Origin of the sequence: Enterobacter sp. HNDS-6, assembly GCF_039850505.1 — a bacterium.
GTDB classification, from domain to species: domain Bacteria; phylum Pseudomonadota; class Gammaproteobacteria; order Enterobacterales; family Enterobacteriaceae; genus Enterobacter; species Enterobacter kobei.
In genome coordinates, this window is record NZ_CP156673.1 from 1,676,833 (window position 1) to 1,697,855 (window position 21,023).

General features: G+C 56.3%; 13 protein-coding genes. 4 read left to right on the forward strand and 9 right to left on the reverse strand.

Annotated elements, in window-relative coordinates; translation table 11 throughout:
• Window positions 1-103: 103 nt before the first annotated feature.
• A complete protein-coding gene (locus ABFI50_RS07890) occupies window positions 104-862 on the reverse strand; it encodes an SDR family oxidoreductase (protein ID WP_057057852.1) in 759 nt (252 codons plus the stop codon).
• A gap of 119 nt (window positions 863-981) precedes the next feature.
• Between ABFI50_RS07890 and ABFI50_RS07895 the strand changes: the two genes are divergently transcribed.
• The 3 genes from ABFI50_RS07895 (at window position 982) to ABFI50_RS07905 (ending at window position 4,541) form a co-directional block, all read left to right on the forward strand.
• A complete protein-coding gene (locus ABFI50_RS07895) occupies window positions 982-1,881 on the forward strand; it encodes a LysR family transcriptional regulator (RefSeq protein ID WP_063434234.1) in 900 nt (299 codons plus the stop codon).
• Between the two features lie 50 nt (window positions 1,882-1,931).
• Complete coding sequence (gene yhjD / locus ABFI50_RS07900; RefSeq protein ID WP_063434235.1) at window positions 1,932-2,957, forward strand: inner membrane protein YhjD; 1,026 nt, start codon at window positions 1,932-1,934, stop codon at window positions 2,955-2,957.
• A gap of 261 nt (window positions 2,958-3,218) precedes the next feature.
• On the forward strand, window positions 3,219-4,541 hold the full coding sequence (locus ABFI50_RS07905) for an MFS transporter (RefSeq protein WP_045135441.1): 1,323 nt from the start codon (window positions 3,219-3,221) through the stop codon (window positions 4,539-4,541).
• 94 nt (window positions 4,542-4,635) lie between these two features.
• On the opposite strand, the gene ABFI50_RS07910 is transcribed toward ABFI50_RS07905, so the two are convergent.
• The gene (locus ABFI50_RS07910) at window positions 4,636-6,678 is read right to left on the reverse strand and encodes an AsmA family protein (RefSeq protein WP_347485799.1); all 2,043 of its coding nucleotides are present in this window, start codon (window positions 6,676-6,678) and stop codon (window positions 4,636-4,638) included.
• Window positions 6,679-6,743: 65 nt separating this feature from the next.
• Entirely contained in the window at window positions 6,744-7,517 is a 774-nt protein-coding gene (pdeH, locus tag ABFI50_RS07915) for a cyclic-guanylate-specific phosphodiesterase (protein ID WP_282377193.1), read from the reverse strand.
• Between the two features lie 229 nt (window positions 7,518-7,746).
• Here pdeH and ABFI50_RS07920 point away from each other — a divergent pair, with 229 nt between their 5' ends.
• Window positions 7,747-8,676 (forward strand): sugar kinase, encoded by a 930-nt coding sequence (locus tag ABFI50_RS07920; RefSeq protein ID WP_347485801.1) that lies wholly within the window; start codon window positions 7,747-7,749, stop codon window positions 8,674-8,676.
• Window positions 8,677-8,739: 63 nt separating this feature from the next.
• Here the strand turns inward: ABFI50_RS07920 and ABFI50_RS07925 are convergent, their stop codons facing one another.
• The 6 genes from ABFI50_RS07925 to bcsB all read right to left on the reverse strand — a co-directional run bounded on the left by ABFI50_RS07925 (window position 8,740) and on the right by bcsB (window position 21,023).
• Window positions 8,740-10,227, reverse strand: a complete 1,488-nt coding sequence (locus ABFI50_RS07925; RefSeq protein WP_014885597.1) for a pitrilysin family protein — start codon at window positions 10,225-10,227, stop codon at window positions 8,740-8,742.
• Window positions 10,228-10,453: 226 nt separating this feature from the next.
• Window positions 10,454-11,740: a dicarboxylate/amino acid:cation symporter gene (locus tag ABFI50_RS07930; RefSeq protein WP_014885598.1), complete on the reverse strand. Its 1,287-nt coding sequence runs from the start codon at window positions 11,738-11,740 to the stop codon at window positions 10,454-10,456.
• A gap of 159 nt (window positions 11,741-11,899) precedes the next feature.
• Window positions 11,900-13,906: a biofilm formation regulator HmsP gene (gene hmsP / locus ABFI50_RS07935; RefSeq protein ID WP_014885599.1), complete on the reverse strand. Its 2,007-nt coding sequence runs from the start codon at window positions 13,904-13,906 to the stop codon at window positions 11,900-11,902.
• A 119-nt stretch (window positions 13,907-14,025) separates the two neighbouring features.
• Window positions 14,026-17,508, reverse strand: coding sequence for a cellulose synthase complex outer membrane protein BcsC (bcsC, locus tag ABFI50_RS07940; RefSeq protein ID WP_047360937.1), 3,483 nt, complete (start codon window positions 17,506-17,508; stop codon window positions 14,026-14,028).
• Complete coding sequence (gene bcsZ, locus ABFI50_RS07945) at window positions 17,490-18,596, reverse strand: cellulose synthase complex periplasmic endoglucanase BcsZ (protein WP_347486099.1); 1,107 nt, start codon at window positions 18,594-18,596, stop codon at window positions 17,490-17,492. Before bcsZ ends, bcsC begins: the two co-directional genes overlap by 19 nt.
• A 6-nt stretch (window positions 18,597-18,602) precedes the next feature.
• Window positions 18,603-21,023 carry a cellulose biosynthesis cyclic di-GMP-binding regulatory protein BcsB gene (bcsB, locus tag ABFI50_RS07950; protein WP_045135437.1) on the reverse strand — a complete coding sequence of 807 codons (2,421 nt, stop codon included), beginning with the start codon at window positions 21,021-21,023 and terminating at the stop codon, window positions 18,603-18,605.

Sequence of the window (21,023 nt, forward strand, 5' to 3'; positions counted from 1 at the left end):
TGGAGAGGTTACAAATCCGCGAGTGGTTTTTATATTTGCCCGTATTTTGACACATCGGCATTAAGGATTTCCTTAAGAGGTTCCCTCCCCTTAACAGCAGGCCTCAAAGGAACATACCGCCTGACACCTCAATACGTTGCGCATTCATCCAGCCCAGCTTATCGCTGAGCAGCGCCGCGATGGCATCGCCGATATCGTCCGGCAACCCCACCCGCCCCAGCGCCGTCTGTGATGCCAGCATCTGATTAAGCTGCGCGTTGTCGCGAACGCGTCCACCGCCAAAGTCGGTTTCTATCGCGCCCGGCGCGATAATATTGACGGAGATACCACGCGCACCCAGCTCCTTCGCCTGATAGCGGGTCAACACTTCCATTGCCCCTTTCATCGCTGCATAGGTACCGGAGCCTGGCTGGGTAAATCGGGCCAGCCCGCTGGAGACGTTGAGGATCCGGCCTCCGTCATTCAGCAGAGGCAGCAGGCGCTGTGTCAGGAAGAAAGGCCCTTTGAAATGAATATTCATCGCCTCATCAAACTGGGCTTCCGTTGTGTCGGTATAGGGTGCATATAAACCCGTCCCGGCATTGTTCAATAAATAATCAAAGGTGTCGCGTTGCCAGACGGTCTTAAGGATTTCCTGAAGCCGCTGAGCAAACTTATCGAAGCTGGCAATATCACCGACGTTGAGCTGTAATGCTGCAGCATTCACGCCTTTTTCCTGAATTTCGCGAACAACCTCCAGCGCGTCCTGCTGATTGCTGTGGTACGTCAGAACAATTCCCGTTCCGTCTGCCGCCAGCTTCAACGCCGCGTTTTTACCCAAACCACGGCTACCACCCGTCACTAATGCGATACGTTCAGTCATCATAAACCTCGTTTTGGCTGTTATGGAGATTGAGAAAGAGCTTATTAGGTGATAGAAGATCAATAAAGAGGGTTTAAAACGCTTCACTGTTTCAACAGCAACAACAATGAGCTTCATCTATGGATAAAATTCACGCAATGCAGCTGTTTGTGCGCGTCGCGGAACTGGAAAGTTTTTCCCGTGCTGCAGAAACCTTAACGCTGCCCAAAGGTAGCGTTTCGCGGCAAATTCAGGCTCTTGAAAACCGTCTTGGCACCCAGCTGTTGCACCGGACCACGCGTCGCGTCAGCCTGACGCAGGACGGCATGGTCTATTACGAACGGGCAAAAGATCTGCTGGCAAACCTTGATGAACTGGACGGACTGTTTCAGCACGATCCCTCCACCATAAGCGGAAGGCTGCGCGTGGATATGCCCGTCGGCGTTGCTCGAAATTTAGTCATCCCCAGACTGCCAACTTTTTTGCAGCAGTACCCGGGTATTGAACTGGAACTCAGCAGCAGCGATCGTCTGGTGGATGTGATCCGCGAAGGGTTTGATTGCGTGGTCCGCGTGGGCTCTCTGAAAGATTCAGGGTTAATTGCCCGGCCGCTGGGGAAACTGTCGGTAATTAGCTGTGCCAGTCCGGATTATCTGGCGCGTTTTGGCTACCCTGAAAGGCTGGATGATTTGGGCTCACACGCTGTGATTCACTACGCCGCCATGCTGGGTACCCGTCCGCAGGGCTTTGAATTTTATAACGGCAGTGCAACGCAGTGGATAAAGACGGGCGGCGTATTAACCGTCAACAGCACGGAAACCTATCAGGCGGCCTGCCTTGCCGGGCTGGGCATCATTCAGGTTCCACGTGTTGGGGTACGTGATTTACTGCGGGCGAAAAAACTGATTGAGATCCTCCCGCAATATCGCGCGGAACCGATGCCCGTGTCCCTGATTTATCCCCATCGCCGCAACCTCTCCCGTCGGGTACATCTGTTCATGGAGTGGCTGACCGAACTCACAAAAGCTTACGTGGATTAGTCGCAAGCTATAATTCAGTAACATCCAGCCTAACGAAAAGGAAAAGACGCGTGACGCCGGAAAATAACCCGCAACGACCCACCCAACATTTAGATTATGATCCCATCAAGAAGATGGAAACCGGGCCAGAAAAGGCTAAAATCCCAGGGGCGGCCAGCAAGACGCTGGGCACCGTCACCAGCCTGGCAGAAAGAATTCAGCAGTTTCCCATGGTTGCGCATTTGATACGTGCAACCGAGCGCTTTAATGACCGCATGGGGAACCAGTTTGGTGCTGCCATCACCTATTTCTCCTTCCTGTCGATGATCCCCATTTTGATGGTGTCGTTTGCAGCGGCCGGTTTTGTACTCGCGTCGCACCCGACGCTGCTGCAGGATATTTTCAATAAAATCCTGAATAACGTCAGTGACCCGACCCTCGCCACCACGCTAAAAAGCACGATTAATACCGCTGTTCAGCAACGTACGACCGTTGGGATCGTTGGTTTGCTTATCGCCCTTTACTCCGGGGTAAACTGGATGGGCAACCTCCGCGAGGCCATTCGCGCCCAGTCGCGTGAGGTGTGGGAGCGTAAGCCGCAGGATCAGGAGAAAATATGGGTTAAGTATCTCCGCGACTTTGTTTCGCTGATTGGCCTGCTCATTGCGCTCATCGTTACGCTTTCGATTACCTCCGTGGCGGGCTCCGCACAGCAGATGATTATCTCTGCACTCTATCTGGATTACATCGAATGGCTGAAACCGGCCTGGCGCGGCATTGGGCTGGCAATTTCCATTTTCGCCAACTACCTGCTGTTCTTCTGGATTTTCTGGCGTTTGCCCCGTCATCGTCCGCGCAAGAAGGCCCTGCTCCGCGGAACGCTGATTGCGGCGATAGGCTTTGAAGTGATTAAAATCGTGATGACCTACACCCTGCCGTCGCTGGTGAAATCCCCATCGGGCGCGGCGTTCGGCTCCGTGCTGGGGTTGATGGCCTTTTTCTACTTCTTCGCCCGCCTGACCCTGTTCTGCGCCGCGTGGATTGCCACCGCCGAGTACAAAGGCGACACACGCATGCCGGGAAAAACACACCGCTAACCCCTCTCTCGGGCTGAAATTTCAGCCCGACTCATCATTTCAGCATATAAATCCAGTCCGTAACTTTTATTTAACCAAAAACCAGTTTTATCCACCAATATTTAAAAACTGTGAAGCATTTCATGGAAGCATTTTCGCTGGCCTGAAAATTATCCGCTTTTTGTTGCTTTTATCACCAGAACGCGACTTTGTTACAGATTGAAATGTCGCTTTTGCTGTGCGTAATATGGCCTTTCGTTCGATAAAAAATAAGAAAATATTATGCAAGCAACAGCCACAACACTCGACTCTGGCGCGGAAAACGTCCCGGTCAACTCGCGCAATAAAGTTGTCGTCGCATCGCTGATTGGCACCGCCATTGAGTTCTTCGACTTTTACATTTACGCCACCGCTGCGGTCATCGTCTTCCCGCATATTTTCTTCCCGCAGGGAGACCCGACGGCGGCGACGCTGCAGTCTCTGGCAACCTTTGCTATCGCGTTTGTCGCACGTCCGATTGGCTCTGCGCTGTTTGGACACTTTGGCGACCGTATTGGTCGTAAGGTCACCCTGGTGGCCTCGCTGCTGACGATGGGGATCTCCACCGTGGCGATCGGCCTGCTGCCGACCTACGAAACCATTGGCATTCTGGCGCCGGTCCTGCTGGCGCTGGCGCGTTTTGGTCAGGGTCTGGGGCTGGGCGGTGAATGGGGTGGCGCGGCGCTGCTGGCGACCGAAAATGCCCCGCCGCGTAAACGCGCGCTGTACGGTTCATTCCCGCAGCTTGGCGCGCCGATTGGCTTCTTCTTTGCCAACGGGACCTTCCTGCTGCTTTCCTGGCTGCTGACGGATGAACAGTTCATGAACTGGGGCTGGCGTATTCCGTTTGTCTTCTCTGCCGTGCTGGTGCTGATTGGCCTGTATGTCCGCGTGTCCCTGCATGAGACGCCGGTGTTCGCGAAAGTGGCCGCGGCGAAAAAACAGGTGAAAGTCCCGCTGGGCACGCTGCTGACCAAACACGTCCGCGTCACCGTGCTGGGCACGTTCATCATGCTGGCAACCTATACGCTGTTCTACATCATGACGGTTTACTCCATGACCTACAGTACCGCCGCCGCGCCGGTTGGGCTGGGTCTGCCGCGTAACGAAGTACTGTGGATGTTGATGATGGCGGTCATCGGGTTTGGTGTGATGGTGCCGATTGCCGGCCTGCTGGCGGATAAATTCGGTCGTCGTACGAGCATGATTACGATCACCACGCTGATCATTCTGTTTGCCCTGTTCGTCTTCCCGCCGCTACTGGGTTCGGGTAGCCCGGCACTGGTGATGGCCTACCTGCTGATTGGCCTTAGCCTGATGGGGCTCACCTTCGGCCCAATGGGCGCGCTGCTGCCAGAGCTGTTCCCGACGGAAGTGCGTTATACCGGTGCGTCGTTCTCCTACAACGTCTCTTCCATTCTGGGGGCGTCCGTTGCGCCATACATCGCCACCTGGCTGCAGGCAAATTATGGTCTGTTCTACGTGGGCGTTTACCTGGCGGCCATGGCGGCGCTGACGCTGATTGCGCTGCTGCTGACGCATGAGACTAAGCATCAGGCACTGTAAGCTCATGCCGGGTGGCGGCTACGCCTTACCCGGCCTACGATTCAAAATGTTGGCCGGGTAAGCGCAGCGCCACCCGGCAAAAACATCCCGCACCTTACTTCTTCATCTGCGACAAAATTGTCCGACACTGGTTCGCCTCACCTTCTGACGGCGAGATCAATGCCAGCAGCGCGGCGGCTGGGGTGACCAGCGTCGCGAGGGCTGCGGCCACCGCACCACGCGCGATCAGCGGCCCGGGCTTCACGCCTGCCTGCGGATTTTTAAAGGTGCCGCGGACATAAAGCGGCGAGCGCAGGGTAATAATACGGATCCCTTTACTTTCCGGGTCGATCGTCAAATCCAGCTGCTCTGAGGCCATGCTGGCGGTACCGGTCACGTTAATCACCGCGTTTTCCGTGTCGAAGGCAAAAATCTGCGGACGCGCCACGCCATTAACCAGATCCAGATTGGCCGCGGCGCAGTTCACCCGCACCTCGTCATCCCCGAAAATTTGCCCGATGATAAAGTTGCCCACGTTCAGCCCCAGGATCTCCATCAGGTTGCGGCTGACCAGGCCGTCGTTCATCAGCAGTTTCAGGTTACCATTGCCGCTGCCCAGCAGCGCCGCCACGGAATTCCCTACCCCGCGAATGTCCGCGTCACCGTTCATTTCACCGAGGGTTTTCTGCATCAACTCCACGTTTGGCATCAACGCTTTCAGCTTCAGCCTGCGGGCCTGAATTTCGGCGCGCCCCTGCATCGGCTTTTTATCGCCCTCGAGGTGAATGTTCGAGGAAATCGTTCCGCCCGCCATACCAAACTTCAGCGGCTGCAGGCGCAGATCGGCGTTTTTAAGAATGACATGCGTCGAGAGATCGCTCAGCGGTAACGTGCTGCCGTGCTCAATTTTACGCCCTTTGAAGTGTACATCGGCATCCATCACGTCCCATTTGTCAGTTTCGAAGCGATCGTAAGGCAGCACCTTCCCCGCAGGCTGAACGTCCTTTTTGACCTCTTTCGACTTCGTGCCTTTGCCCGAATCCACGCCAATCAACGGGCCCAGATCGGCCAGACGTAGCTGGCGGGACTCCACATCCCCTTCCAGTTTCGGGCGCGGTTTTCCGGTGGTGTAGGTTAGCGAGCCGTGGATATCACTGTCACCGATGCGGCCGTTAAAATCCCGGTAGTCAAAGACAGACGATTTTTCGGTGTCGATTTTGGCAACCAGATGCCCGTCCGTTTCGAACGGCGGCGTATCGGGCAGCAACACACCGGTCAGCTCATACAGTTCCCCCAGCGAATCACCGGCAAATTTCAGCCGCAGATCCACGCCCCCCATGTTCATCGGGTCGTTGACCGTGCCCACGAATGCCACGCGCGTATTCCCTGAACGGAAATCCGCCTGCACCGGGAACGGCGTACCTTCGCTCCTGAGCGCCAGCATGCCGCCCATTTTTCCTTTCCCGCTCAGCGGCTGACCGTTGTAGCGCCCTTTGGCCGTCAGGCCGAACACATAATCTCCCGCTTTGGCGTTATCGCCTTTCGCCTGGTTGCCCGTCACTTCGCTAAACGGTAGCGGTTTACCCAACGGATCAACCAGGATCTCCACATCCGCCTTGCTGACCTTATCGTCGATGGCGATCCGCCCGCGATCGAAAAGAATATTGTCCAGACGGAATGACCATGAAGAGGGCCGGGCATTGGGATCTTTTTCGCCGTCGCTGGCAAGGTTAAACGTCCAGTTGTTGTTCTTTTCAGAAAGGCGGATCAGACGCGCATCGGGCTGCTGGAGTTTAATCCACGGCAGATAGACGGTTTTGGTCAGGAGCGCTAACGGCGCCAGCGTGGCTTCAACGCGTGGCAGATGGACCATGGTGACGTCCGGAATATCCGGCGGGTTGCCGAGAATAATGTCGTCGGCGTGGACGTGCGGCCAGGGGATCCAGCTTCGCCAGCCGGCCTCCTGTTTCTGACGTTCCCATACCACGCCCAAATCGCCGCGGATGGCGAAGGGACGGTTCAGCTCAGCTGAGACTTTCTGGTTGATGGTCGGCTTAAGGCGATTCCAGTCAAACGTCGCAATAATGACGACGATAACCACGATCAACAACAAGAAAATCCCTGTAGTCCAGGAGATAACCCTGGTTGTCTTTGTCATTTTTGTCCCCTTTCCTGATGGCCTGTCCTGTAAAACTATAGTCCAGACAAGGGGAAACGGGCGGATCAGAGGTGAGTTATGACGGTATCGAGGGTATCCATAGGAACCGGACGAGAGAGGAAATAACCCTGTGCGGCAGCAGCGGGTGAGTGTTGCACATCGCGCCACTCTTCCAGCGTTTCCACACCTTCGACAATCACCCCTTTGCAATAGCGGTTCATCAGCTGCAATAACAGCGTAAACAGGTTTCGCCCTTCCGGGGTTTGACGCAGCATAATAAACAGATCGCGGGCCACTTTAATGTAGTCATAACGCACTTCGCTCAGCGCAGAGAAGTTCGCCATGCCCGTACCAAAGTCATCCAGCCACAGCGGGCCAAATTCACACATCGAGGCAAACGAGGAGTCCTGCGGCAGCCGGACGTGCTCCACCAGTTCAAAACGCATCCACGGCAGAGTGGCGATCAGTTCCTGCAACTTTGCATTCTGACGCAGCGCCAGCAGTGTAGGGCCATCCACGTTAACCGAGGCGAGGATATTGTGCCGATCGAAAAAGGCCTGTTTGGTCGCCAGCATACGAAGCTGCTCTTCCAGCACGTCAAGGCGCTGGCGAACGGCAACTTCGGCAAAATAGCGATCTGGCGCGATACGCTGTAAAGGGTTTGACGGGTGCGTAACAACGGTCAAAATTTCAATGGCCATCAGTCGACCGTCCGTTCGGTAGATCGGCTGATAGGTATACGCACGCTCACATTGCAGCCAGTAGCGATGCTCCTGCAAGTTCTCAATACTTGCCTCAGGCGTAGTGCTCAGCCGCTGGATAACCTGCTCTGACTTCATTTCAGATGTCCTGTTGTTGGATGGCCTTTCTGGACTCGTCACTGGGTTATCGGCGCGACAATTGAGAACTTTATGTTCAATTCACCGGGAAAATGAAATTAAGATGACAGAAATTTGCCGGAACACGTGCTGGCTCAAATTAAATAATGGAACGTCGTTTTAATATAGTTGACCATCTAATTCACTCAGCGCACACTGCTGATAAATTCTTCTGTTCAGGTTCACGACTATGTCCAAAAAAATTGCCGTGATTGGCGAATGCATGATTGAGCTGTCCCAAAAAGGCGCGGAAGTCAGCCGCGGATTTGGCGGCGACACGTTAAACACTTCCGTCTATATCGCCCGTCAGGTTGCGCCAGAAGCACTCTCCGTGGACTATGTTACCGCCCTCGGCACGGACAGCTTCAGCCAGCAGATGCTGGAAGCCTGGCAGAATGAACATGTGGGCACCGCGCTGATCCAGCGTATGGAAAACCGCCTTCCCGGGCTTTACTACATCGAAACCGACAGCACCGGCGAACGCACGTTTTATTACTGGCGTAACGAAGCCGCGGCGAAGTTCTGGCTGGAGAGCGATGCAGCCCCGGCCATTTGTGAAGTACTGGCAAGCTTTGACTATCTCTATCTGAGTGGGATCAGCCTGGCGATCCTCAGTCCAGTCAGCCGCGAAAAGCTGCTGTCGCTGCTGCATAAATGCCGCGCCAACGGCGGTAAGGTGATTTTTGATAACAATTACCGTCCACGCCTGTGGGCCAGCCGTGAAGAGACGCAGCAGGTTTATCAGCAGATGCTGCAGTGCACGGACATTGCGTTCCTGACGCTCGACGATGAAGACGCCCTGTGGGGTGAGAAGTCCGTAGATGACGTGATTGCACGCACGCAGGCGGCGGGCGTAAGCGAAGTCGTTATTAAGCGCGGGGCGGAATCATGCCTGGTCGCGATGGCGGGTGAAGCGGTGGTTGAAGTCCCGGCGGTGAAGCTGGCCAAAGAGAACGTGATTGATACGACAGCGGCAGGGGACTCCTTCAGCGCGGGTTACCTGGCGGTACGTCTGACCGGGGGAACGCCGGAAGCCGCGGCACAGCGCGGACACCTGACGGCCAGCACCGTGATTCAGTATCGCGGGGCGATTATTCCGCGTGAGGCGATGCCTGTTTAACCAAAGTGCGGGCTGATGCCCTCACCCTGGCCCTCTCCCACAGGGAGAGGGCATGTCTACGCATTACTGTCCTTGCGGAATATCCGTCGCGTCCGGGTGTAAATCATCCGCTGCGGTCGCCGGCTGCGGCGCGGTAACCATAATAGAATCCCAGGTCTTCTGAAGTTCCTTCATGTCATATTCCGGCTCGCCTTTCGGCTGCATAAGGATCAATGCCATATCCTGCGACAGCTGCTGACGTAAATCCTGATTTAACATATCCACGGTCAAACCGTTCAGGAAATCCTGACGAAGCTTCTGGTACTGTTCAGGCGCAATGTCGACAACCTGATTCTGCAGGGAGCGGATGCGCTGGCTGATCAGAATATCGGTATCGGCACGCGCGTAGGTCGCAAACAGCTTCTGCAGCTCCAGTTTTTTCTGGGCCACCAGCGCATTGAATTCCTCTTCAGAGAGGCCCTCTTTACGCACTTTTGCCAGCTCTTTGGCGACCACACCCAGATTCGCATTCAGCTTATCGCCCGGCGATTCAACGTTAATGGCACATTGCGCACGCTGGAAAAGCACGCGACAGTCAAAGCCAAGACCAATATTCTTCACGTTATTCTTACTGAGCGTCTGCTGAACGTGCCAGAACAACGCTTCACGCGCCAGGTCGGCACGCCAGTAGCGCAGCAGCGCGGCGGACTCGCGGATAGGCTGCCAGGCGTTATCCCACATCACGGAGAGTCGGTCCTGACGCACGGTGTCCGTCATAATGCTGACAGGTTCGGCGCGCAGCGGAGAGAGTGTCGGAACCGGGGCAGGCGTTTCACGCTTGCCTTTCAAATCGCCAAACGCTTTGTTGATCTGTTCAACCACCGCGCGGCTATCGACATTGCCAACCACAATCAGCGTCATGGCGTCCGGGGTGTACCATTTCTGGTAGAACGATTTCACCTGTTCGGCATCGACCGGCTGCTTCAGCGGCTCCGCCGGATCGTGACCCAGCAACGTTGAACCTTTCAGACGGTAGCGCCACCAGCCCTCTTTGGTATCCGCAGGCCAGGTCGCCACCATGTCGCTGTTGCTCAGCGCATAGTTAACGGTATCCGGCGTAATCGCCAGGTTGCCTGAGGCATCAGCGAGATAGGTCAGCGCTTCTTTGAGCAGATCGTTACGGTTATTTGGCAGGCTCAGGTTAAACATGGTGTAGTCATAGGAGACCACAGCCGGAGGCAGCGGGCGTTTTGGATCGATGGCCTGTTGCCACAGCGAACGCACCTGAACCGCTTGCAGGCTGCCGCTCTGAGTGAGCGCCAGACGGGGAATAAAATGGCTAAAACCGGTTTGCTGAGTACTTTCCGTAAGGGAGCCGGTATTAACGGACAGACGGATTTCAACACGATCGCTCGGACGTTGCGGGGTGGATAAAACCTGCCACTGGAAACCGTTCGCTAACGTGCCTTGTTGCCAGGCCGGGTCTGGCTGGAGCGCATCTGCCTGCACATAACTGGCTGCTGCCATCATCAGCAAACCGCCGGTTAAGAGTCGAATTTTTGTGCCCTGCATGTGAACCCCTGATCAACATTCCTGGTTAAAAAGAGTGTCTCGCGACGCGCTGCACTCTAAAAGATGACGATGAAAACACGTCGATTAGACCGCGCGTTCGGCAAAACGTCACGGTCCGAAGTGAAATATACCCAAAAAAAATCTTGTCGAATTATGACAGGTATGAAGGGTTATTATGCGCAGGAGCCCGCATCCCGACAAGGGAATGCGGGCATTTGTAACAAGATTAGGAGGTTAAACCAGGAGTTTTGCTATCAGACACGCGATTATTCAGCGTATCGTCGAGTTTTTTGTGATCCAGCTCTTTCACCCATTTCGCGACAACGACCGTCGCCACACCGTTACCTACCAGGTTGGTTAATGCGCGCGCCTCGGACATAAATCGGTCAATACCGAGAATCAGCGCCAGGCCCGCCACCGGCAGATGCCCCACCGCAGAAATGGTGGCCGCCAGCACGATAAAGCCACTGCCCGTTACGCCTGCCGCGCCTTTCGAGGAGAGCAGGAGCACCACCAGCAGGGTGATCTGATGGAAAATATCCATATGGCTGTTGGTCGCCTGAGCGATGAACACCGCCGCCATCGTCAGGTATATCGACGTACCATCAAGGTTGAAGGAGTAGCCCGTCGGGATCACCAGCCCGACCACCGACTTACGGCACCCAAGCTTTTCCATCTTGTCGAGCATACGCGGCAGCGCCGATTCTGAAGAAGAGGTCCCCAGCACAATCAGCAACTCTTCACGAATGTAACGGATAAATTTGAAGATGTTGAAACCTGTCGCACGGGCTATGGAGCCCAGCACCACCACCACGAAAAGAATACAGGTGATATAGAAGCAGATAATCAGCTGGCCCAGCTGCACCAGCGTACCGACGCCATACTTACCGATGGTGAAGGCCATCGCACCGAAGGCACCGATTGGCGCCAGGCGCATGATCATATTGATGATGCCAAAGATGACCTGTGAGAAGCTCTCAATCACGTTAAAGATAAGCTGGCCTTTGCTGCCCAGACGGTGCAGGGCAAAGCCAAACATGACGGCAAACAGCAGTACCTGCAGAATGTTTCCGCTGGCAAACGCGCCAATGACGCTGCCGGGTATCACGTCCAGCAGGAAGGCCACCACGCCCTGATCCTTCGCCTGCTCGGCATAGACCGCGACCGCTTTGGCATCGAGCGTTGAGGGGTCAACGTTCATGCCCGCACCAGGCTGGACCACGTTAACGATAATCAGACCAATAATCAGCGCAAGGGTACTGACCACTTCGAAATAAAGCAGCGCCACAGCACCGGTACGGCCTACCGCTTTCATGCTTTCCATGCCAGCGATGCCCGTGACAACCGTACAGAAGATTACCGGGGCGATGACCATTTTGATAAGCTTCACGAACGCGTCGCCAAGCGGTTTCATTTGCGCGCCCAGCTCAGGGTAGTAATGCCCCAGCAAAATACCGATGGCGATGGCTGTCAGGACCTGGAAATAGAGACTTTTGAAGAGTGAGGTTTTCATAAGGTGTCCTTGGGAAGAAAAACCACGGGTTTTGTAAGGTTATGGTTAACCTGCGGCTCTAAAATAACACCCGTATAACAGGACAGAAATAAACTCAGTTCAAATTTGAAACACAAATGTTAAGAACTTTGAGCTGGCTCGCACAAGCCAGCAACAAAATTACACTTTTGCGTGATTGTCAGCACCGGGAAGGTAGCGTTGTTCAAAGACATCCGCAGGAACAGCAGCGGCAAAAAGGAAGCCCTGACCGCTCTCTACGCCCGCCTCTGCCAGCCAGATGCGCTGCGCGTCGGTTTCAATCCCCTCGGCAATCAGATGCAGATTGAGACTGCGCGCCATCTGAATAATGGCCTGCACCATGCTGCTGTCCTCTGGCAACCCTTCGACAAACGCTTTGTCGATTTTCAGCACATCCACCGGCAGGGTTTTCATATGCTGAAGCTGACGCAGCCCGGCGTAGCCCATACCAAAATCGTCCAGCGCGATGCGAATGCCGGCATTGCGCAGCGGCTTCAGAATGGCAACGGCTTCGTTAGGATCGTCAATGCGTCGGCTCTCCGTCACTTCCAGCGTCAGCGTATCAGGCTTGATCCGGTAGCGATTGATCAGCTCCAGCATTTCGGAAACCATCGTCGGATGCATGAGCTGCAACGCAGACAAATTGACCGACAGCGGCAGCGTCACGCCGCGCTCCTGCCAGGCGGCAAGCTGGCGGCAGGACTCCTCCAGCACCCAATAACCGACGGTGACCATCAGGCCACAGGATTCAATGCGTTCAATCAGCCCCTCCGGCAGCTCCCATGAGCCGTCCGGCTGCTGTACACGGAGCAGCGCCTCGGCGCTTTTTACTTCACCCGTCTGTAGATTCACCTGCGGCTGTAGCCAGAGAGCAAACTGACGGTTATCCAGCGCGGTCAGGATGTCGCTCTCTTCCGTCAGGCGCTGCTGCGCCTTTTCCATCTGTTCCGGGTCGAAGAACTGGATCTGATTTTTGCCTTTGCGCCGGGCGGTAAACGCCGCCGAGAACGCGCGGCGATACAGCTGCTCCGCCGTTAAATCACCGTAGTACATGGCGATACCGATACTGGCGCTTGGACGCAGCTGGATCCCCTGAACAGGCAGCCGCTCATTAATGACAGTGAGCACTTGCTGACCTAATGTGATGGCATGCCACGGCTCTTTCACGCCGTTGGCTATCACCACCAGGTCGTAACCGCTGACCTGAGTCAGCACCATGCGCGGGGCAAGGACAGATTTCACCTTTTCCACCAGCGTCAGCAGCAGCATTTCACGCTGGCTCTCCTTGAGCACGCCCGCCGTATCCTGCAGGGTTTCACAGGCGATCACCATCAGCGCCGTGGTTTGCTGGCGCGCAACCGTCTGCTCCAGCATCGCCATCAGAAACGCCTTATTAGGAAGTTCTGACACCGGGAATCGCGTGGCGCTGTTATTTAACTCATCCTGCTGACGCTGGATGCGCTGCTGGTTGAGGTTATAGCTGCGTACCAGCATCCCGATCTCATCGTCATGATGAAGGCGCGGCAGTTCAAGCTGGTGGCCCATCTGATCCTGCGGCGCAAGCGCATTCAGCTCGCGGGCGATACGGCGCAACGGATGCACAATCAACCGGTTAATACACCAGGTTAACGCCACGCTGAGAATCAGGGTCATAAGTAAGCAAGTGGTCACTAACGTAACCACCCAACTCATGACGAACTTATACATGCGATACGAGTCTGCCTGCAGGACCAGGTAGGCCAGCGGCTGCGGATTGGCAGGACGTTCCAGCGAATAGAGAGGCAGAGAAATTTGCACCGGCAGTTCAAACAGGCGCATGACCATCATCGGGACGGGGCGTTCCGGGATAAAGCTCATCCGCAGCGCCTGGAACTGGTTGGGCAAGACGACATCCGCGCGGCTCACGATGCCAGCAGGCTGAATGCGTTTTAAAATGGTTTCCGCTTCGGGAATATCCCCTTTCAGGATCGAGGCGGAGAGTGGGCCGCGCACCGAGCGGGCGATACTTTCTAACTGCGAAGCCGTGTTATAGCGATTCTGCTGCACAGAATGAAACAGCAAAATGACGCAGAAAAGCAGGACAAACAGCATCGTGACGGCAGACACCATCGCCATCTGTTTGATCGTTAAGGAACGGCTGACACGCAAAATGACTCTCCACAAAACTCGAAGCGCAGGGCGCGCCAGGGTGTAAACCTGGCGCGCCTGAGTATACCCGATTGCTGTGCTATTAAGAGAGACTTACAAATGGATTAAGGAAAATCCGATTACCAGTCCGCGTAAGGAATAAGCGGCTGCGGTGGTAAGTCCATATCGCCCTGCCAGCCTGCGGCAGAGTAACGCACATAAATCAGCGCATGGCTTGGGGTATAGTCTTTCGCTTCCTGAATATCCACGCCCATGCCCACAAACCAGTTGGACGTGACCCGGCGTTCGATAATCGCCCGTGCGGTGTAACCCGTGCCGGAGCTGCTGCTGCCGGTTTCCATCGCCCCCCGGTCAGTATAGCGGCCGGGTTCATCGGTCGGGATCAGACTCTGAATCGGGTAGCGCAGTTCATCTTTGGTTTTGGAGTGTGACCAGGAGACAGAGCCGCCCAGCTCCCAGGACCAGTTTTCCGTGCGTTTACGCCAGGTCACCGGCAGTGCGAAGGAGACATACTCCTGCGGGCTGTAATAGCCGCCCTGACCCAGGGTATATCCGCTCAGGTCTTTGTCGTAATGCCAGAGCATATTGGAGACGCCGACCGTCAGGCGCTCGTTGTTTTTATTAATGAGCTTGTAGTAGTAACCCGTCATCCAGCGGACGCGCCAGTTATCTTCCACATTTTTACCCGTCAGCGTTTCTGCGTTCAGGCTTGACCAGACGCCGTTCGCCTCACCTTTGTCATAGCTGATGCTTACGCCACCCCCGGTCGCCCGTACGCCGCCCCAGGTGGTGCCGGTATTGGTATCTTTCTGCCCGGCGAAGGCCAGCAGTGAACTGGAGATTGGCCGACGATGGGCGTTGACGGTATAACCGATGGGACCCAGATCGCTGCTGTAGCTCAGGCCGCCCACCACGTCGACGACGTCAAAGCCCATCGGGGTGGTACCAATATCCATCGACCAGGTTTTATTCTGCCAGCCGACGGCGACGCTGGCGCCACTGTCACTCTGATGGGTGCTGCCGCTACACGGTGTTTCGTAGCAGGTCCCCCATTTAGGGTCGTACGTTCCGTTATTGTTATCAAATGAACCGGCGTCCATATTGACCAAATCGCTTCTGAAGAACATGCGGCCATCAGAGAGCGGGGCATCGACCTGGAGCATGGTGGTATGGGCTTTCAGATCGGAATAGCCCCCCGTGCCGCTGGAGCCCCAGTAATCGTGCTGCAGCGTGACGTTAACATCCTGCTGACGGTACAAATCACCGGCGTCACTCCGTACGCCGCGCTTCAGCCAGTCATCTTTTTCATCGTTACGCGTCAGACGGGTGAAACTGTCGTTGTCCACCGGACGGGTCGTCGTGATGCCTGATGACACCATCGCGTCTTTATACGTCTCCAGCGCTTGCTGAGGCTGACCGTTCTGCGCCTGGAAGCGCGCGGCATCACGTAACACCAGCGCATTTTCCATTGAGGCAGGCTGCGATTTGGCCTGCGGAATGATGTTGTTGAAGGTCTGCTCTGCGGCGGCGGAATCGCCCAGCCCCGCCTGCGCCATCGCGATCCGGCGCTGCATATTGAGTGATAACGGTTCGCCATTTTGCGCGGCAGGCAGTTTCGCCAGCTCGGCACGCGCAGCGTCCTTGTTACCTTGCGCGCTATAAATCTCGGTCAGACCGAGGATCGCGTCCTCGTTCTGCGGCTCACGCTGCAGGACGGCGTTGTACGTGGTTTTCGCCGATTCCAGATCGCCACGCTGCTGCGCCCAGTCGGCCAGCGTTAAGTCGATACGGGTAGAGGTCGGCTGCTGACGCAGAAGGTTTTCCGCCTCCTGCTCTTTACCGCTGTCGCGCAGGCGGTTGGCGGTTTCCAGCACCTGGTTACTTTGCAGACGGTCGGCCAGTTCCTGAATGTTGCCATTCCACTGGCTACGCGGCAGCGTATCCAGATGCGCCAGCGCGGCCCGGTCCTGATTGTTCCCGGAGAGATAGAGCCCGTTGGCATACACCTGATCCGGGTCAGAAGGTTTCTGGCTGGCAAGCTGGCGCATCAGGGTGTCCGCCTGGCTACGCTGGCCCGCGCTGTAGAGATCGCGCGAGAGACGATACGTTATCCAGACGTCGCCTGGCGAGAGCGCCAGACGGCGGCGCTGTATTTCTGCTGCCTGGGCGTATTTCCCCTGATTCTCCAGCTGTTCGGCCTGGGCAGACAGTTGCTCGTTAGTCAGGCTACGTTCAATATCATCAATGCTCCGGCGCTGGCTGGCAGAAAGCGACTGGATAAACTGCGAGGCTTTCTCCGGTGACTGTGCGCGGTAAATATTGGCCAGACCGCGAACCGCATTGCTGTTACCGCTGTCCATACGCAACGCCTGACGATAATAACGCTCCGCCGCATCGTTATCTTTACGTGCCGCCGCGGCATCACCCAGGCCCAGCACCGCGTAACTGTCGGTATTGTCGATGTTACGTGCCTGCTGATAGTAACGTTCCGCCTGTGACGGGTTATTCGCCTTGAGCGCCGCATCGCCCTGCTGGATCAGCAGCCAGTAGCGGTTGACCTTCAGCAAACTGTCCCATTTACCCCGGTTATCGCTCTGCGGGTCGAGGGCTATGGCCTTTTCGAACTGCGCCACCGCGCGGGCACGATCGCCTTTCTGGGAATAAGCCTGTCCCAGGGCACCCACCGCTTCACTGTCAGCATGGTTGGCGCTGACGGCTTTTTGCAGCTCCGCAACCGCCTTACTCCCCTGCCCGGCATCCACTGCCGCCAGACCTTCCGCTTTCGCCCGGAAGGCCGGGTCTGCGAGCTGTTTTTGCTGCGCTTCAAGCTGGGCACGCGCCGCCGCGACGCTATCGCCGTCGCTGAAAACGCTCAGGTATTTTTGCAACGCGCTGACGCTGGCGCTGCTGGCAGGCTGGTCTTTGATCTGCTCATACCACATGTCAGACGCCTGGCTGCGGCCGCCGGTCGATTTAGCCATCTCCCGCAGGACCGCAAAGCCCTCATCACGGCGCCCGCTCTGGAACAGGAGCTGGGAAAGCGTCGTCTGCAGCTGCGTATTACCGGGGCTGCTGCTGTTAATTTTTTTCAGCTGGTTAATGGCCGCATTGCGGCGGGCAGGATCTTTCGCCACCACATTCCAGTATTCCGTCGCCACGTCGCCACCCGGCGGGTTGCCGTCAAAGAGCTTGTCATAGGCGGCAATCGCCTCCTGAGTGTGCCCTGTCGTGGCGAGCAAGCGCGCCTGCTGTAACTGCTGTCGGCCATCCGGGGTGGAAAGCAGCATCGTATTGCGTGAGGACTGATACGCGCTGGAGCCTGGAGCGATCCCTTTCAGGCGATCCAGCTCTTTTTGCGCACCGGCGGTATCGCCCTGGCGCAGCAGGTAACGAAAACGGGCGGCAATAACATCAGGGTTGTTCGGATCAATCAGTTCAAGACGATAGAGCGACTGACGAACCAAATCCTCACGCTGTGTCGACTCGCCCAGCCGAACCTGCTCCAGCAGCTGTTTCTGCTGCGGAGAGTTAACGGCCTGCGCCAGCGGCATCAGTGCCAGCCCAAGCGATAAAGTGAGTAAATTTACTGTGAACTTGCGCATTCCTGGCCCCAATCCGGTATTAAGTCACCTTTAGCGGTGAAGCGAAAACGATGCTGATCCCATCCCTGACCAAAGAGAGTCAGTACATAGCTGTAATAGGCGTTGTTATTGGGAAAATGGTCTGCAACGCGCTGGCGCTGAACCGCCTGAGCATCGCGCTGTTGTAAAAACGGCAGCATGGCGGCAGAGAACCCGACCGGACCATTGCCGGTGCGTTTACCCGTCGCCACGTCCACTTTTTCCGGCGGCACGCCCTGTTTCATTGTTTTTGCCGCCATCGGCTGGAAGCGCGTCAGCAACCGGGCTTTCTGAGGGTCTTTATCACTCATCATGCCCACCCAAAGATAGACACGAATGGCGTCATAGCCCCCTACCAGCGCTTTATCCTGCTTTAACTGCCAGCCTCTGTTTTTCTGATACTGCACCCAGTCCGGCGAGAACCCCTTTGGCGCGCTTTCCAGCAGCAGTCGCAGATTCGTTTCACGAAGCGTGGTCCACGGGGCACCAAAGCGGGTGAAATAGCTTGCTAACTGCGGAGGAAGATAGCTGGGGTTAAAGCGCCAGGCGTTTTCATCAGCAAAACCGACTTTACCCGGAAGCAGCATGGCGCCGAGCCCTGGTACTTTCACCACTTCCTCACCGGCAATGCGTTTCAACAGCGCCTTACCCGTGCGGGTGTAGTCCGGATGTTTCCATAACCGGCCCGCTTCAAGCAGTGACCAGGCGATCCAGACATCGGCATCTGAGGCGGAGTTGGTGTCAATCACCGCCCAGTTTTCTTTGTCTTTCTGCCCCCAGAGCCAGGCAGGCAGATGGTCGTTGAGATTGCCGCCGGCAAGGTTATCGCGCGTCCATGTCAGTATTTGCTCAAACGCGCGGCGGTCGTTGGCGGCCAGAGCAAAGAACAACGCATAGCTTTGCCCTTCCGACGTGGTAATTTTGCGCGTGTCACTGGGATCAATGACGCGCCCGCCCTCGCTGATGTAATCCTTTTTGAACTGCTCCCAGGCAGGCCAGGTACAGGCGGCGCGAAGAGGAAGCGCCGCCAGCATCAACGCTGCTACTGCACACCAGCGAAAGGCTTTCATCACATCTTACTCATCCGGGTTGAGGCGACGACGGCTGATGATACGCAGCAGACGCCACAGCACCCATGCCAGCAAGACCACGCTGACCGCGGCCAGGATGGCGAGCAGAACCGGATGGTTAGACAGCGCATACCACAGGCGTTCGAACCACGGCAGATGGCCGACGTAGTACACATCACCCACGCGCAGGCTGTTGACGCCAGACTCACGGATCACCGACACAGAGCCAAACATCGCGGCACGTTTACCACTGTCGTTCATCGCCGTATTCAGCAGTTCATAGCCACGCGGGCTGTCCGCCAGAAGCGCCACCACGCTACGCTGATCGTTATAAGGTGACTGGAAGCCCACTACCGCAGCCATCGCCCCCTGAGAGGTGACGGCCGTCTGCGCGCTGGCCTGGCGATCGTTCGCATCCGGCATGATGCTCGGGAAATCGGTCTGGCGCAGCGGGGTGTTAACCCAGGACTCCGTGGCTTTCACCAGCAGATCGATACGCTTATCATCCTTCAGCTTATCCGGAATCGTACCGATGACCATGATGTCAGCGTCTTTGTTCTGGATCTGGCTGCCATCGTCCGTCAACGTGACGTTAATTGCCGGCAATCCCGTCTGGGCCCCAACGGTTGCTATGGTATCAAGCAGGGTTGTCACCTGACCTTCGTTTGGCGCTTTTGGCATCACAACGATGGACTCAGAGAGATCGGCCATGCGGCTGAACGGGAAGCCTGCATTAGCAAAGGCGCGCAGATCCGGCATCGCCAGGAAGTGATAGTACTTCGAGAAGTCGATGGTCGACTCATCGCCGATGACAACGTGGTTCTGAACCTGCTGGAAGGTGATGCAGTTATCCACCGAACCGCCAGGCATCGGGTTCATGTACTGGAAGTCAAAACGCAGCTGGTTGATTGCCCCAAGCTTCAGTGCCGGAATGGAGACATCCGTTTTACCGTCCAGCAGCCCCTGCAGCACCGGCAGGCGAAGCATCAGTCGGTTAGTGTCCTGGGTACTTTGCAGGCTGAACGATTGCAGGAACTGGTTGTTCAGGCTGATATCCATGCGCGAGCTGTCTTTCGTCGCTGGGGCGGTATAGCGGTAGTTAAGATTGATATCAATGCCGTTGGTACGCAGCAGGTACAGATCCGGCGGCAGGTTCAGTGACAGGCTAATTGGCGAGGGTTCAAGCCCGGACGCCTGCAGCTGCTCTTCATAGGTTTTCAGCTCACCAAACGTCACGACACGGTCGGTACGCACCCAGTTTGGCGCATCATAAGGTTTACGCGCCAGCAGCGGCTTGACCTCGTCCACCACGACGCTGTTGCCGCGGAAAAGAACGTTGCCCTGGGCAATCGCTTTTGCCGCCTGGACCAGATCTTTATCGTCACGACCAAAGACCACCAGCAGCTTCACGTACGGGTTATCCGGGTGGCTGACCATCTCAATGGTTGGCGCTTTGACTTCAGGATGATCGCGCAGGAAGGCAGGACGTTTCGCGTTAGTGGCAAATACAATCGCGTTTCTGTCCGGCATTTTGTCATACATCACCGGGAAGTTCTGACCGCGCCAGCCGGAACGCGAACCAAACCAGGAAGCCACAATGGTGGCCGCCAGCTGCTCGGTTACGTCCGGGGACGACGCAAACACCATCGGCAGCGTGAGCGGACGGTTATCACGAGGATCGAAGAACGGCACCGGGAAGGCGGAGAGATCGTTCTTCAGCGCCAGGGACTGGTAGGTCATCTGCAGCGAGGAGTTACGCCCGATGTCCATCCACAGCGTGTTGCTGGCCGGGTTTTCACAGACATCGCGGTAGTGACCCACAAACTCCAGACGAATGCGGTTAAAGTCGGTAATGAACAGCGGGTTAATCGGCACCTGCGCCTGCGTTTTCTTACCCAGTTGTTCTTTGGTAACCGGCAGTACGTCCATCAGCTCATCGTTCAGGTAAACCTTCAACTGAGACTGGGTCGGCAGCAGGGACGGCGAGGGGGTATATTCAAGGTTCAGCACGGCATTCGAGACGACTTCATCGCTGCGCATGCCAAATTCAATGCCGCCATTAGGATTGATGCCGCGCAATACCATGCTGCCCGGCGGCGGCGCGATTTGCGCGAAGGTCAGCTTGACGTCGCGTGACGGGGCATTTTCCGCGACAACGGGCGCATTCGCCCCCCGAACACCCGGCATCACCTGTCCGATAACCGGGTTCTCGGCGGGTAGAGTGTTCCCCTCCGTTGGCTGGTTCGGAATGACATTTTCTGTTTGACCGGGCGCGGCAGTAATAACCGGATCGGTTGCCTGCGCGACCACAGGCACTGTTGGCGCAGGCGTTGCCGCTGCGTTATCAGGCTCTGCGTTAGCCATTGTTGCGGGGAGCGCACTCATCCCCATTGCCACTGCACATAACCAGGAAAGTTTTGTTTTCAT